At 71.0% G+C, this 14,194-nt stretch carries 11 protein-coding genes and 1 pseudogene; 3 read left to right on the forward strand and 9 right to left on the reverse strand.

Translation table 11 applies throughout. The features are described 5' to 3' along the window. Positions 1 to 100: 100 nt before the first annotated feature. The 4 genes from GAS53_RS12005 to GAS53_RS12020 form a co-directional block, all read right to left on the reverse strand. Complete coding sequence (locus tag GAS53_RS12005; RefSeq protein WP_151477506.1) at positions 101 to 562, reverse strand: DUF6099 family protein; 462 nt, start codon at positions 560 to 562, stop codon at positions 101 to 103. 203 nt (positions 563 to 765) lie between these two features. After that, positions 766 to 1,098, reverse strand: coding sequence for a nucleotide pyrophosphohydrolase (locus GAS53_RS12010; RefSeq protein ID WP_151477507.1), 333 nt, complete (start codon positions 1,096 to 1,098; stop codon positions 766 to 768). Beyond that, positions 1,095 to 2,261, reverse strand: coding sequence for an AAA family ATPase (locus GAS53_RS12015; protein WP_151477508.1), 1,167 nt, complete (start codon positions 2,259 to 2,261; stop codon positions 1,095 to 1,097). Before GAS53_RS12015 ends, GAS53_RS12010 begins: the two co-directional genes overlap by 4 nt. Positions 2,262 to 2,387: 126 nt before the next feature. Further along, entirely contained in the window at positions 2,388 to 2,777 is a 390-nt protein-coding gene (locus tag GAS53_RS12020) for a cell division protein SepF (RefSeq protein ID WP_151477509.1), read from the reverse strand. 354 nt (positions 2,778 to 3,131) lie between these two features. On the opposite strand from GAS53_RS12020, the gene GAS53_RS12025 reads away from it, so the two are divergent. After that, positions 3,132 to 7,181, forward strand: a complete 4,050-nt coding sequence (locus tag GAS53_RS12025) for a molybdopterin-dependent oxidoreductase (RefSeq protein WP_404829211.1) — start codon at positions 3,132 to 3,134, stop codon at positions 7,179 to 7,181. A gap of 39 nt (positions 7,182 to 7,220) precedes the next feature. Here GAS53_RS12025 and GAS53_RS12030 read toward each other — a convergent pair whose 3' ends face one another. From GAS53_RS12030 to GAS53_RS12045, 4 genes are all read right to left on the reverse strand, one after another. Continuing rightward, positions 7,221 to 9,200: an ABC transporter permease gene (locus GAS53_RS12030; RefSeq protein WP_151477511.1), complete on the reverse strand. Its 1,980-nt coding sequence runs from the start codon at positions 9,198 to 9,200 to the stop codon at positions 7,221 to 7,223. 6 nt (positions 9,201 to 9,206) lie between these two features. Then, complete coding sequence (modA, locus tag GAS53_RS12035) at positions 9,207 to 9,989, reverse strand: molybdate ABC transporter substrate-binding protein (RefSeq protein WP_151477512.1); 783 nt, start codon at positions 9,987 to 9,989, stop codon at positions 9,207 to 9,209. Between the two features lie 44 nt (positions 9,990 to 10,033). Beyond that, entirely contained in the window at positions 10,034 to 10,438 is a 405-nt protein-coding gene (locus GAS53_RS12040; RefSeq protein WP_151477513.1) for a TOBE domain-containing protein, read from the reverse strand. Positions 10,439 to 10,758: 320 nt separating this feature from the next. After that, entirely contained in the window at positions 10,759 to 12,237 is a 1,479-nt protein-coding gene (locus GAS53_RS12045; protein WP_225858875.1) for an MFS transporter, read from the reverse strand. 227 nt (positions 12,238 to 12,464) lie between these two features. On the opposite strand from GAS53_RS12045, the pseudogene GAS53_RS12050 reads away from it, so the two are divergent. Next, a pseudogene (locus tag GAS53_RS12050) lies at positions 12,465 to 12,683 on the forward strand (NADPH:quinone reductase); the annotation flags it as partial. Positions 12,684 to 12,757: 74 nt separating this feature from the next. Here the strand turns inward: GAS53_RS12050 and GAS53_RS12055 are convergent. Then, positions 12,758 to 13,567: an NADPH-dependent F420 reductase gene (locus tag GAS53_RS12055; protein ID WP_225858876.1), complete on the reverse strand. Its 810-nt coding sequence runs from the start codon at positions 13,565 to 13,567 to the stop codon at positions 12,758 to 12,760. 114 nt (positions 13,568 to 13,681) lie between these two features. On the opposite strand from GAS53_RS12055, the gene GAS53_RS12060 reads away from it, so the two are divergent. Next, complete coding sequence (locus GAS53_RS12060) at positions 13,682 to 14,101, forward strand: TetR family transcriptional regulator (protein WP_225858877.1); 420 nt, start codon at positions 13,682 to 13,684, stop codon at positions 14,099 to 14,101. Positions 14,102 to 14,194 lie beyond the last annotated feature (93 nt).

Below are 14,194 nucleotides of genomic sequence, written 5' to 3' on the forward strand. Positions count from 1 at the left end.
GGCGTTTGAGGACGAGGCCGCTAGGCCGATAGCGGGGGTCTGGGGGCGCAGCCCCCAGGGATGGGACGGGTAGGGGCGGCGGGGGCGAGCAAAACCCCCACTACCCCGCCGCCGCCCCCTGATCCCGCACCGCGAGTCTTCGGAGCATCTCGAGTACCCGGTCCCGGGACTCGTCCGCCGCGTCGATGGCCTCCATGCACTGCCAGTACGTCCCCTCGTCGTCCGCCGCGCAGGCGATCCCGACGAGGGCGATACCGACCTCGCCGAGCAGCCCGCCGAGGTCGAGAAGCGCGCGGCGCGCATCGCCGAGCTCGGTGAGCTGGGCGGCCCGCAGGCTTCCCGCATCGAGCGCCGGCGCGTCCAGCACCCCGCATCCCCGACCGGCCAGCTCGGTCAACCCCAGTGCCTCACCTCGCAGTTCAGGAGGCCCGGACACCGCCAGCCGGCTGCCTATCGCCTGGGCGAGGGCCTGCGCCTGCCAGGCCTCCGCCATGATCCCGGGAGCGTCCCCGCTCCCCACCAGGGCACATCTGCTCGCGCCGATGAGCCGCACCGCGTCCATGCGTTGTCCCCGTCTGTCCCGACGCGCTCTTCACACGCCTGCCCGAACTCCGCCTGTCCACTACCCAGAGTGAAGTGACTGGGGACGAAAAGCCAGAGGAAGCCTGAAATCTGCGGACACGGAATTGGATGTGGATAGATCGATAACTCCGGAGAGTGACATTCGGGGTCCTCGAGTCCGTTCCAAGGGCGACCGGCAGACGGTCAGGAACCCTCTCCCACCGGAAACCTCCGTTCGTTCCGGTCGATCTTCGCATCGAGCGCCGCAAGCGGATCGATACCGAGCACCTCGCACAACTGCAGCAAGTACGCCAGCACGTCGGCGACTTCGTCCGTCACACGGGGAGCCCTCTCCGGGTCGTCCATCACCCGGGCCGACTCCTCGGGCGTCAGCCACTGGAAGATCTCGACGAGTTCGGACGCCTCCACGCTGAGCGCGGCGACGAGGTTCTTGGGCGTGTGGTACGGCTGCCAGTTCCGCGCCGCCGCGAACTCGGCCAGCCTGCGCTGCAGCGTCGCCACATCAAGTTCAGTCACGGCTCAAGGTCTACCACCGTCACCCCGCCCACCCCCGCCGCCCAGGACGCGTCACTCACGGCCCCCACCAGCCGGATGTGCCCGCGCTCGCACATCCGCGCCGCCAGCCGCACGAGCCCCTCCCGCTGCCGTACGTCCAGATCGCGGTCGAACCCGTCGGCGAGCACGGTGAGCGTCTGCAGCGCCGCGGGCACCTCACCGGCCGGGTCGACCTCGAGGACGCCGGGGCCGGTGAGCAGTACCAGGGACAGCGCGAGATACCTCAACTCCCCGTCGCCCAGCAGCCCGAGCGGCGTCCGCAGCCCGTCGCCCCGGTCGAGCAGCGCCCGAACCGTCCCGTCGATCCCACCGGCCGGCCGCTCGGCCAGGACGTCGAGGACCGGCCCCGCGCATCCCGCCCGCACCGCGTCGACCAGGAGCCCGTGCCGACGGCCGCACTCCGAGCGCGTACGCCACAGCACTTCGGCGAGGTTGTCGCAGCCGCGCAGCAGCCGTCCCGCGCCGAGCGGTACGGCGGTGCGCATGGAGCGGGGCAGCGGGTCGCAGGCGAAGACGGACCGCAGGGCGACCACCATCTGCTCGGCGGCGGCGATGACTTGGCGCTGGCCGTCCGTCTTGCCCGCGACGCGCAGGGGCAGGAGCGCCGTGCCGAGGCGGTCGTCGGGGAGGGGCGCCCTCGTCACCGGGGACGAGCCCGCCGTGTGCCAGGCCGCCTGCACGGCACGCCGGCTCGGATCGCGCAGGGCCGTCTCCAGCAGGGTCAGGCCGCCGGTCGTCAACCGCTCGCCCACGATGCGCAGTTCGGGCTCGGCCTGCACGGCGACGTCGAGCCGTACCGGGCCCTCGGGACCGTCCGCCGTGCAGCCGATGCGGAACCCGCGCCGCCGCTGGGCGTCGGGCCGGGCCCGCTCGGGCACGCACGCGACCGGATCCGGGAACACCTCGGCCAGTTCGGCCCCGCCGCCGAGCCGGGCCAGGGCCTCGTACGCCCGCAGAGCGCTCGATTTGCCGCTGCCGCTCGGCCCGGCGAAGAGGCTGAGCGGTCCGAGCGGGAAGCCGGCGCGGCGGTGCGCGGCGAACGCGGCGAGCCGCAGTTCGGTGACGCTGGGCCGGTCCGGGCGTGCCTCGGCCGACGGGCGGGTCCCGGGAGATGACAGGGTCATATCCGGACGGTAGAGCTCCGCCGTCAGGCCGAACCGTTTCGCCCGGCAGACCTTCCTACGATCGAGGGATCGGAGGGATCGGAGGGATCGGAGGGATCGGAGGGATCGGAGGGATCGGAGGGATGCTCACGCCCCGGGAATCCCCGCGCCCTCCATCAGCCCGCCCACCTCGGTCCCCGGCGGCGTGAGAAGGAACACGTTCCGGTCGACCCGGTGCATCCCGCTCGCGAGTCCGAAGACGACGCCCGTGCTGAAGTCGAGTACGCGCTTGGCGACGTCCGTCTCCGCGCCTGTGAGGTCCAGGAGGACCGGAACGCCGGCCATCAGGGTCTCGGCGACGTCGCGGGCGTCCGCGAAGATGTTGACCCGCAGGACCACGAAGCGGCGCCGCGCCTCGGTCGCCGCCTCCGGGATCGACCGGTGGTCGACCGCCGACGGCCAGGCATCGCGGCCGCGCAGCGGTACGACCTGGGCGAGCCCTTCCCACTGTTCATCGGTGACGTCGTGGCTGTTCACCGGCTCCCCCCGACCTGACTCGCGCTGATTGCCGCATTGCCGCACTGACTGTCTGCACCGGCCATTCTTGCGCATGGTCACCCGTTCGGCCCAATGCGACACGGTCCGCAGCGACCGCGGTCCTATGGGGCCCCTCACATCGCGCCGACGGCGGCTGTGTGGCGCGTGTAACTCCTCATGATCGCGACATGTGACACAGGCGTAACGGGCAATTCGTACGCTCACGGACGGAGGTTCCGTTTCGAGAAGGGGCCCGAGGACCGAAGAAGGCCGGCGAAAGGCAGCTGTGTGACCACGACCACCCCCACGACGCAGGTGCGCACGGTCTGCTCGTACTGCGGTGTGGGCTGCGGCATGGTCCTCGACATCGGGATGGGCCCCGACGGGCGGCGTACGGTCCTGAAGGCCTCCGGGGACAAGGCGCACCCGGCGAACCACGGCCGACTGTGCACCAAGGGCGCGACCACGGCCGACATGCTCGCCGCGCCGGGACGGCTGTCCACCGCGCTCGTACGGGACGACCGCGGCGCGGAGCCGGTGGCGGCGCCCGTGGACGCGGCGATCGCCGAGACCGCGCGGCGGCTGCGCGCGATCATCGACGAGCACGGTCCGGACGCCTTCGCCTTCTATGTCTCGGGGCAGATGAGCCTGGAGGCCCAGTACCTGGCGAACAAGCTGGCCAAGGGCTTCGTACGGACGAACCAGATCGAGTCGAACTCGCGGTTGTGCATGGCGAGCGCGGGCGCCGGTTACAAGCTGTCGCTGGGTGCCGACGGGCCGCCCGGCTCGTACCAGGACTTCGAGAAGGCGGACGTCTTCCTGGTCATCGGCTCGAACATGGCCGACTGCCATCCGATTCTCTTCCTGCGGATGATGGACCGGGTGAAGTCGGCGGGCGCGAAGGTGATCGTCGTCGATCCGCGGCGCACCGCGACCGCCGACAAGGCCGATCTGTTCATGAAGATCAAGCCGGGCACGGACCTGGCCCTGCTGAACGGGCTCCTGTATCTCCTCCACGAGAACGGGCACACCGACCCCGACTTCATCGCCGCCCACACCGAGGGCTGGGAGGCGATGCCCGGCTTCCTCGCCGACTACACGCCCGCGGCCGTCGCCGAGATCACCGGCATCCCGGAGGCGGACATCCGTGAGGCCGCGCGGCTGATCGGCGAGGCGGACGAGTGGATGAGCCTGTGGACCATGGGCCTCAATCAGTCCACGCACGGCACCTGGAACACGAACGCCCTGGTCAACCTGCATCTCGCGACCGGTGCCATCTGCCGCCCGGGCTCCGGGCCCTTCTCGCTCACCGGGCAGCCGAACGCCATGGGCGGCCGCGAGATGGGGTACATGGGGCCCGGTCTGCCGGGACAGCGGTCCGTACTCGTCGACGACGAGCGTGCCTTCGTCGAGGAGCTGTGGGAGCTGCCGCCCGACTCGATTCGGAAGGACGGGGTCGGGAAGGGCACCGTCGAGATGTTCCAGAAGATGGCCGACGGCGAGATCAAGGCCTGCTGGATCATCTGCACCAATCCCGTCGCCTCGGTCGCCAATCGCCGGACCGTCATCGAGGGGCTCGAGGCCGCCGAGTTCGTCGTCACGCAGGACGTCTTCGCCGAGACCGAGACCAACGCGTACGCCGATGTCGTGCTCCCCGGCGCCATGTGGACCGAGACCGAGGGCGTCCTCATCAACAGCGAGCGCAACCTCACGCTCGCGCGGCCCGCCGTGGAGCCGCCCGGCGAGGCGCTCGCGGACTGGCGGATCATCGCGCGGGTGGCCTGCGCGATGGGATACGAGAAGGGGTTCTCGTACGAGAGCGCGGAGGAGATCTTCGAGGAGATCAAGCGCGCGTGGAATCCGAAGACCGGGTGGGATCTGCGGGGTGTGACGTACGAGCGGCTGCGGGACACGTCCGTGCAGTGGCCGGCCGGGCGGGAGGACGGGCCCGACCGGAATCCGATCCGGTACGTGGATTCCGTGGACGAGGGTCCCGTATTTCCTACCGCCAGTGGGCGGGCCGTGTTCCACGCTCGGCCGCACATGGCCGCCGCGGAGATGCCCGACGACGACTTTCCCTTCGTGCTGAACACCGGGCGGCTTCAGCATCAGTGGCACACGCTGACCAAGACCGGGAGGGTGGGCAAGCTCAACAAGCTCAATCCCGGGCCGTTCGTGGAGGTGCATCCGGAGGATGCCGCGGTGCTCGGTGTCGTCGAGGGTGACAGGGTCGAGGTTGCCTCGCGGCGGGGGCGGGCCGTGTTGCCTGCGGTGGTGACGGATCGGGTGCTGCGTGGGTGTCTGTTCGCGCCGTTCCATTGGAACGATCTGTTCGGGGAGTATCTGAGCGTCAATGCCGTCACTAGTGACGCCGTGGATCCGGTTTCGTTTCAGCCGGAGTTGAAGGTGTGTGCGGTGGCTGTGGCGAGGGTTTCTTCCCCCACCCCACCCCTTCCCGAAAGCGGGGCGCTGCCCCGGACCCCCCTGGGGGCGCTGCCCCCAGACCCCCGCTCCTCAAACGCCGGAGGGGCTGAAATTGCCGCTATCGCCGGAGGGGCTGACACTGCCCTCGTCTTCGGGCTCGCGCCCGCCCCTCCGCCCGTCCTCACCGCCCAGGAACGCCAGTACCTCACCGGCTTTCTCGCCGGGCTCTCCGCCGGCGCGCCCGGTGTGCCCGTGCTTCCGTCCGACGCTCCCTTCATGCCTGAGCACGCGCTGTGGGTGAACGGTGTGCTCGCCGGGATGTACTCCCGGGCGGCCGACGCACCACAAGCGACAGCCACTCCCCTCCGTGAGGTCGTCGTGTTGTGGGCCTCGCAGACCGGGAACGCCGAGGAGGTCGCGACGGCCGCTGCCGAGCGGCTTGCCGCGACCGGGCACAAGGCCACGCTTGTCGACATGGACGACGCCGATCCGCGCGCGCTGCCACCGGGGGCGGATCTGCTGCTGATCACCAGTACGTTCGGCGACGGGGATGCGCCCGACAACGGCTCCGGGTTCTGGGCGGCGCTGGACACGCCCGAGTCGCCGCGCCTGGACGGTGTGCGCTATGCCGTGCTGGCCCTCGGGGACTCCTCGTACGACGACTTCTGCGGGCACGGGCGCCGACTCGACCAGCGGCTGGACGAGTTGGGAGGGGTCCGGCTCGCCCCGCGTACGGACTGCGAGCCGGATTACGAGCCCTCCGCGCAGGCTTGGCTGGACCAGGTGCTCACCGCGCTCGCCCCTGGTCAGGAAACCGCCCCGGCGCCGGTTCCGAGCGCTCCGGCATCGACATCGAGGAAGCCCGCGCCCGTCACCGCCCGACTCACCGGCAACCGGCTGCTCAGCCTGCCCGGTGCGGACAAGGAGGTCCGCCGGTTCACGTTCGACACGCGGGAGAGCGACACCCCGCTGACGTACGAGGCCGGGGACGCGCTCGGTGTGCGGCCGGTCAACTCGCCCGGCCTGGTTCGGGAATGGCTGGAGGTGTCCGGGCTTGACGCCTCAACCACCGTGGAAGTGAACGGAGTTGGCCATACCTCCCTCGCCGACGCGCTGGGCCGGCATCTCGACATCACCAGGATCACCCCGGATCTGCTGCGCTTCGTGGCCGAACGGACCGGTGACAACCGGGAGTTGAAGAGGCTGATGCGGCCGGACAACAAGGACGGGCTGGCGAAGTGGAGTTGGGGGCGGCAGGCTGTCGATGTGATCGCCGAGCATCCCGTGCGGGCGAGCGCCCAGGAGTGGGCCGGGGTCCTGAAGCGGCTCCAGCCCCGCCTGTACTCCATATCGTCCAGCCCGCTCGTCGACCCGCACCTCGTGTCGCTGACGGTCTCCGTCGTGCGGTACGAGAACCTCGGCGGACAGGCCCGCGGCGGCGTCTGCTCGCCCTTCCTCGCCGACGCCGAACCGGACACCCCGGTACCGGTGTTCGTACAGCGCTCCCCGCATTTCCGACCCCCGGCGGACCCGGCGACCCCGATGGTGATGGTCGGGCCCGGCACCGGAGTCGCGCCCTTCGTCGGCTTCCTCGAGGAGCGGCGGGCCCTCGGGCACCGGGCGCCCAACTGGCTGTTCTTCGGTGAACAGCACCGGGCCACCGACTTCTACTACGAGGACGAGCTGACCGCCTTCCTCGACGACGGCACCCTCACCCGCCTGGACACCGCGTTCTCCCGCGACCAGCGCGCCAAGGTCTACGTCCAGGACCGGATGCGCGAGCACGGGCCCGAACTGTGGTCCTGGCTCCAGAGCGGCGCCCGCTTCTACGTCTGCGGTGACGCCTCCCGCATGGTCAAGGACGTCGACCGGGCGCTGCGGGACATCGCCGTCACGCACGGCGGCCTGGGCGAGGCCGAGGCCGCCGCGTACGTCAAGCAGCTCGCGGCGGAGAAGCGGTACGTCCGCGACGTGTACTGATCACCCGGCGACCGGGACACGGCTGCGCGCTTCAAGGAGTCAGAGCGTCACGACGGTCGTCTCCGTCGCCTTCACGCTGGTCCACACCGCGGTGCCGTCGGCCAGACCGAGTTCGGCGGCTGCCTGCGGGGTGATCTCGGCGACCAGGTCGGGCGCCCGGTCCGAGGTGATCAGGACCCGCAGCCTGCTGCCCGTGGCGGTGATCTCGCGCACGGTTCCGGGCCATACGTTACGGGGGCTGCCGCCGGGCCTGTCCCGATGGACGGAGACCGCCTCCGGGGCGATGATCGCGAGGGCTTCGGTGCCCTCGGGCAGCGGGTCGGCGACGACCAACCGGCCGTCGCCCTCGGCGAGTCGGAGTCCATCGGCGGTCGCGGTGCCGGGCCAGGCATTGCGGCCCAGCATCCGGGCCACCCAGGGCGAGCGGGGGTGCCGGGTGACCTCGGCGGGCGGGGCGTCCTGGAGGGCGCGGCCGTCGTCGAGTACGAGGACACGGTCCGCGAGGGACACCGCCTCGACCGGATCGTGCGTGACGATCAGGCAGACCCCGCCGAAGCCGTCGAGGTGACGGCGCAGGGTGTGGCGTACCTGGGCGCGGGTCGTCTGGTCGAGGGCCGCGAGGGGTTCGTCGAGGAGGAGCAGACGCGGACGGGTGGCCAACGCCCGTGCCAAGGCGACGCGTTGGGCCTGACCGCCGGAGATCTGGGACGGCTTGCGGTGCGCGAGATGGCCGACGCCGAGCCGGTCGAGCCACTGCTGGGCGATCCGGCGGGCCTCGGCCCTGCGCACGCCCTGGGCCCGGAGCCCGTATGCCGTGTTGGCGAGCGCGGTGAGGTGTGGGAAGAGCGCACCGTCCTGGGGTACCCAGGCAACTCCCCTGCGGTGCGGGGGCAGTTCGGTGACGTCCGTGTCGCCGAGGCGCAGCTCGGCGTGGGCGCGCGGGGTCAGGCCGAGCAGGGCCCGCAGAAGGGTGGTCTTGCCGGCGCCGTTGGGGCCGACGACGGCGATGGTGGTGCCGGGGTCGGCGTCCAGGACCAGTTGGTTGAAGCCGGTGACTTCGGCGTGCAGGGACCAGAGTTCGCCGTAGGAGGCGGTGGGGTCCGTGTCGGCGGCCGGTGAACTGTCCTCCTCCGCCCGGGACTTGGCCGGGCTCTCGACCAACGGTTTGGCCACATACGTGCGGGCGCCGCCCGGTGTGCCCGTGAAGCGGCCGCGCAGGGCGACGAGGACCGCCATGGCGATGGCGAGCAGGAGGAGGGACACCGAGGTGGCGGCCTCCGGGTTGTCCTGGAGGAGCAGATAGACCTGGAGGGGCAGGGTCTGGGTGGTGCCCGGCAGGTTGCCCGCGAAGGTGATCGTGGCGCCGAACTCACCGAGGGCGCGGGCCCAGGTGAGCGCGGCTCCGGCGATCAGACCCGGGGCCACCATGGGCAGCGTGACGGTCGCGAAGACCCGTACCGGCGAGGCTCCGAGCGAGGCGGCCGTCTCCTCGTAACGCGGCCGGAGCCCCGCGATCGCCCCTTCGAGGCTGATCACCAGGAAGGGCATCGCGACGAAGGTGGCGGCGAGGACCGCGCCCGAGGTGTGGAACGGCAGCGTGATGCCGAAGGTGTCCTCCAGCCAGGGCCCGAGCAGCCCGCGCCGCCCGAAGGCGAGCAGCAGCGCGACCCCGCCGACGGTCGGCGGCAGCACCATCGGCAGCAGCACGAGCGAGCGGACGAGGGCCTTGCCGGGGAACGGCACCCGGGCGAGCAGCCAGGCCAGCGGGACACCGAGGACGAGCGAAAGACCCAGCGACCAGAAGGAGACGACGAGCGAGAGCTCGAGCGCCTGGCTCGCGCCGAGGCTGGTCAGGTGCCCGCCCAGATCGCCCCAGCTCGTGCGCGCCAGGATGCCGGCCAGCGGCAGCACCAGGAAGGCGATGGCGAGCAGGGCGGGAAGGGCCAGCGGCAGGGGCGTACGGAAGCCACGCGAGCGCCTGCTCTCGCGGTCCGGCCCGGTCGTGCGTACGCCTTTCATGGTCTGTTACGGCTTCTCGAAGCCGGCGTCGCGGAGGATCTTCTGGGCCTCGGCCGAGGAGAGCCACTTCACGAAGGACGCGGCCGCCGCGGAGTGCTGGGACTCCTTGAGCGTGGCTGCCGGGTAGGAGGCGATGGCGTTCTGGTCGTCGGGGATCGGGACGGTGTCGACCTTGTCGGTCGCCGCGGCCGCGTCGGTCTTGTAGACGATGCCCGCGTCCGCCTCGCCGAGCTCGACCTTGCTGAGTACGGCGCGGACGTTGGCCTCCTCGGAGACCGGCTTCACGGTGATCTTCTGGGTGTCGAGGATCTGCCGGCTGTAGCGGCCGACCGGGACCTCGGGGGCCGCGAGCACGACCTTCAGCCTGGTGTCGGCGAGGTCCCCCAGCCCCTCGATCTTTTCCGGGTTGCCCTTGTCGGTGGCGATGACCAGGCGGTTCTTGGCGATGACGGCCGGGGTGCCGGTGTCGGACCCCAGCCCGTCCATCGTCTTGGTGTCGGCGGTGACGAGCGCGTCGGCGGGGGCGCCCTGCTCCACCTGGGCGGCCAGTTCCTGGGAACCGGCGAAGGAGAAGGTGATCTTCGTGCCGGGGTGCTCCTTCTCGTACGCCGCGCCCGCGGTCTTGAAGACGTCGGTGAGCGAGGAGGCCGCCAGCACGGTCAGATCGGTTCGGGAGGAGCCCGCTGCCTTCGTACCGCCGTCACCGTCGCCGCAGGAGGCAAGGGACACGAGCAGGGCGACGGTCAGACCGGCGACAGCGGTTCGACGGCGGGTGAAGGCGGGGGACACGGTGGAGGCTCCTTGGGACTGCGGGCGGCGGGCGGACGTCCTGGTCAGGTGCGGTCGATGTGTACGTTCGTCGACTTCACACGGGCGGTGGCCCGCATACCGACCTCCAGGCCCAGTTCCTCGACGGCCTCCCGGGTCAGCAAGGAGACCAGCCGGTGCGGGCCCGCCTGGATCTCGACCTGGGCCGCGACATCACCGAGTTTGATGGCGGTGACGATGCCGGGAAACGCGTTACGGACCGACGTGTACGCGGTGTCGTCCTCGCCGGTGCCCGCGGCGCCGCTCTGGGCGAGTTCGACGGAGAACGCGGCGAGATCCCGGCCGTCGATGAGGCGGCGTCCGCCCTCGTCGCGATGGGTCGCGACCCGGCCGGCGTCCGCCCAGCGCCGCGCGGTGTCGGGACTGACGCCCAGCAGACGCGCCGCCTGACCGATGGTGTAGGACTGCATATGCGACAGATTAAGTCTTCTGATCTCGCACTTGCAATGTTTTGGGTGATTCACCATGGCAGATGCGGTCTCGCTGGTAGGAAGATCCGAGGCTGCTGCGGCGCCCGGCTCCCTCCCTCTGCGGACGCGCGTGCTCGGCGTGCGAGGGGCCGGTCACGCGGCCCCGGCCGGGCTCACCCGGCACACCTCCGCGGCGTACGAACTCCGGTTGCCCACCAGGGAGTTCAGGCTCCTCCAGTCCGGGTCCTCAACGGTTCGGGCGCTGACGCGGCCGGCCGCCCCCGCGACAAGCGGTGGCGGCCGGCTCGGTGAGGTTCGGGTCAGGCCTTGACCTCGGCCTCAGCAGCCTCGGGGGCGGACGGCGTTGCCGCGTCGGGCTCCGGCTGCGCGGCCGCCTTCGGGACCGGGATGAGAAAGGCGACGACCGCCGCCGCGAGGGCCACACCGCAGCCGATCAGCATGGCGACGCGGAAACCGTCCTCGGAGGGCAGGACGAAACCGCCGAAGTCCGTGGTCATCTGGGCCAGAACCACGGCCATCACGGCGGCCGACACGGAGCTGCCGATCGAACGCATCAGGGTGTTGAAGCTGTTGGCCGAGGCGGTCTCCGACTGGGGCACCGCGCCCATGATGAGGGCCGGCATCGCGCCGTAGGCGAAGCCGACACCCGTGTTGGCGACGATGGTCACGGCGAGCAGACCCCAGGGGGAGTCGAAACCGATCAACGGCAGGGAGAGGCCGTAGCCGAGGGAGATGACGAGCGCTCCGACGCTCAGTGTCACCTTGGGTCCGAAGGCGGCCGAGACCTTGGCGCCGATTGGCGACATCACCATCATCATCAGGCCCGACGGGGCCACCCACAGACCCATCGCCAGCATTGACTGGCCCAGGCCGTAGCCGGTGGCCTCGGGCAGCTGCAGCAACTGGGGCACGACCAGCGACTGCGCGTACATCGCGAACCCGACCAGGATCGAGGCCGCGTTCGTCATCAGCACCCGCGGGCGGGCGGTCACACGCAGGTCGACCAGCGGCTCACTCGTACGCAGCTCCCACCAGCCCCAGACCAGCAGCGCGACGACCGCGGCGGCGAGCAGCCCGAGGGTGGTGCCGCTCCCCCAGCCCCAGTCGGCGCCCTTGGAGATGCCGAGGAGCAGACAGACGAGTCCGACGCCCAGGCCGACCGCGCCGAGCAGGTCGAAGCCGCCCACAGCGGTGTTCACCCGGCCCGCGGGCACGACGAACCAGATCAGGGTGGCGACCGCGAGGGCCAGGGCGGCGACTATCCAGAACAGCACGCGCCAGCTTGCGTTCTCGGCGATCGCCGCGGAGAACGGCAGGCCGAGCGCGCCGCCCACGCCCATGGACGCGCTCATGATCGCGATGGACGAGCCCAGTTTCTCGGTCGGCACGACGTCGCGCAGAAGGCTGATGCCCAGGGGGACCACGCCCATGCCCAGGCCCTGCAGTCCGCGTCCCGCGATCATCGGGATCACCGAGGAGGACAGGGCGCAGACCACCGAGCCCACGACGAGCGGGACCAGCGAGGCCAGCAGCATGCGCCGCTTGCCGTACATGTCACCGAGGCGTCCGGCGACGGGTGTCGCCACCGCCGCGGCGAGCAGCGTGGCGGTGATCACCCACGAGGCGTTCGAGGCGCTGGTGTCGAGCAGCGTCGGCAGTTCCCCGATCAGCGGCACGACCAGGGTCTGCGTGATCGCGGCCACGATGCCCGCGAAGGCGAGGATGCCGACGACACCGCCTGAGCGGGTCTCGGCCTTGGGACTGTCGGAACTATCCACCGGGGGCTCCCTCTTGCGCTTCCGGACCATGGCGCGACGCACCGCACCCTCGGGATGCATCATGCACAGAATGTGCATCATACATATCTGATGCATGGCACATATCGCACATGCCGAACCGCCGGCACCGACCGCCACACCGACCGAAGGGCTGCACCCCAGCGGAAGCCGGGCCAGGTTCGTCGAGCGCATCCCCGACCCCGCAGGGGGCATCGCCCGCAAGTTCGCCCTTGCTGTTCAACAACGTCACCCTGCGCCTGCTCGGCAGCGACGACTTTCCAGCCGAGGCGAAACGGCAGGCCGCCCGCGACCTGACCGCCGCGGCCGCCGTCGGCGCCCTCACCGTCGGCGTCGGCGACCGCTATCCGCTGGACGAGATCGCCGAAGCCCATGACCGGGTCGACACCGGCGGCCGGGGCCGTGTCCTCGTCACCGTCCCGCAGTGACGCGGGGTCCGGGCCGTCGGCACTGAACTGGCTTGCAGGAGAGGGCCGTTCACGTCGCAGACCTGTAAGCCGACTCAGTCTCCGGAGACGGCCGCGCGGGAGCCGTCCGCGGGGCCCCGGACTGCGGCGTCGGTCAGCTCCTTCACCCAGGCGGCGGGCACCGGGACGCCCGGGGTCTCGAGGAACCAGCGTCCCGCCTCTTCCTGGCTCAGCCCCTCGGGCCGCTCCGCCATGTACGGGTTGACGTAGACCGGGGTTCCGGGTTCGCTGCGCCAGCTGTCGGCGAGGGTGCCGATGTCCACCGCGTCGTAGCCGAGGGCGTCCAGGAGCCGGGTCACGTCCGCCTTGGCGGCCGGGTCGTCGCCCGCGACGGGCAGGGCGCTGCGGTCGGCCGCGCCGGCGGGCCGGGCGCTGGTGAACAGGCGGCGGAAGTCGATGTTGTTGAACGCCTTGACCACGTGCGAGTCGGCCAGGTGCCGCTGCACCAGGGCGCTGGAGGTCAGCTCGCCCGCGTCCAGCTCCGCGAACCGGCCGTCGCGCTCCGGGTAGTAGTTCATCGTGTCGATCACAGTCTTGCCGGCCAGGGCGGCCGAGGGCAGCCGGCCATGGGTCTTGAGCGGGACGGTCGCCACCACCAGGTCGCCGGCCCGCGCGGCCTCGGCGGGTGTGGCCGCCCGCGCCCGCTCGCCGAGGTCGGCGACGAGGTCGGTGAGCGTCCCGGGACCGCGGGAGTTGCTCAGGACGACGTCCAGGCCGGCGGCGACGGCCAGACGGGCCAGCGCGCTGCCGATCATGCCACTGCCGATGAGTCCGAGAGTCTGGGCCCGGGGGGCCTGGGGCTGAGTCTGGGTCTGGGTCTGGGTCTGGGGCTGAGATTGGGTCACGGCGTCATGTCTCTCATTCGATGGATATCCATACCCGTTGTGAAACTGAGTTTCACAGTAGCCACTTAGACTCTCTACTGCAATCCAGGTTCGTCCAAGAGATACCATCACGAGGTGAGTGGAGCAGCGCGTACGAGCACACGGGACATCGCACGAGCCGCGATCCGGGCCGAACTGGCCCAGGTGGCCTTCGAGTTGTTCCGTCGACAGGGCTTCGACAAGGTCACCTTCGACGGCCTGGCCAAGGCCGCGGGGGTGTCCCGCAGCACCTTCCTGCGTTACTTCGGCACCAAGGAGGACGCCGTCCTGTGCGCCCGGAGCCTGGAGAAGCAGAACGGCTGGCGCCCCGCCATCGCCCAGGCCCTCACCGAGCGCACCGATCCCTCACGCCCGGCGACGCTGGGTCCGTTGGTGCGGGCCGCGGCCGCGGTGGACTGCCTGAACATCGCCGTCAACCACTGGACGGCGTCCGACGGCAGCGTCGATCTCGACGACCTGCTCGACGAGGCCTTCGCCGCACTCGCGACGCGGTGAGCGCGTCGACGCTGGACGCGAAGGAAGCCGACCGCGGCGACACCGTCACGACGACGCCACGCTGACTTCCAACTCCGTGCTGGGCGGCCGTAC

The organism is Streptomyces albicerus (assembly GCF_008905045.1).
GTDB classification, from domain to species: domain Bacteria; phylum Actinomycetota; class Actinomycetes; order Streptomycetales; family Streptomycetaceae; genus Streptomyces; species Streptomyces albicerus.

Excerpts from the sequence above, each read along its gene's own strand:
- GAS53_RS12040 (WP_151477513.1), bottom strand. The coding sequence starts at position 10,438 with ATGCAGTCCTACACCATCGGTCAGGCGGCGCGTCTGCTGGGCGTCAGT.
- GAS53_RS12005 (WP_151477506.1), bottom strand. The coding sequence starts at position 562 with ATGGACGCGGTGCGGCTCATCGGCGCGAGCAGATGTGCCCTGGTGGGG.
- GAS53_RS12030 (WP_151477511.1), bottom strand. The coding sequence starts at position 9,200 with ATGAAAGGCGTACGCACGACCGGGCCGGACCGCGAGAGCAGGCGCTCG.
- GAS53_RS12015 (WP_151477508.1), bottom strand. The coding sequence starts at position 2,261 with ATGACCCTGTCATCTCCCGGGACCCGCCCGTCGGCCGAGGCACGCCCG.
- GAS53_RS12025 (WP_404829211.1), top strand. The coding sequence starts at position 3,132 with ATGGTCCTCGACATCGGGATGGGCCCCGACGGGCGGCGTACGGTCCTG.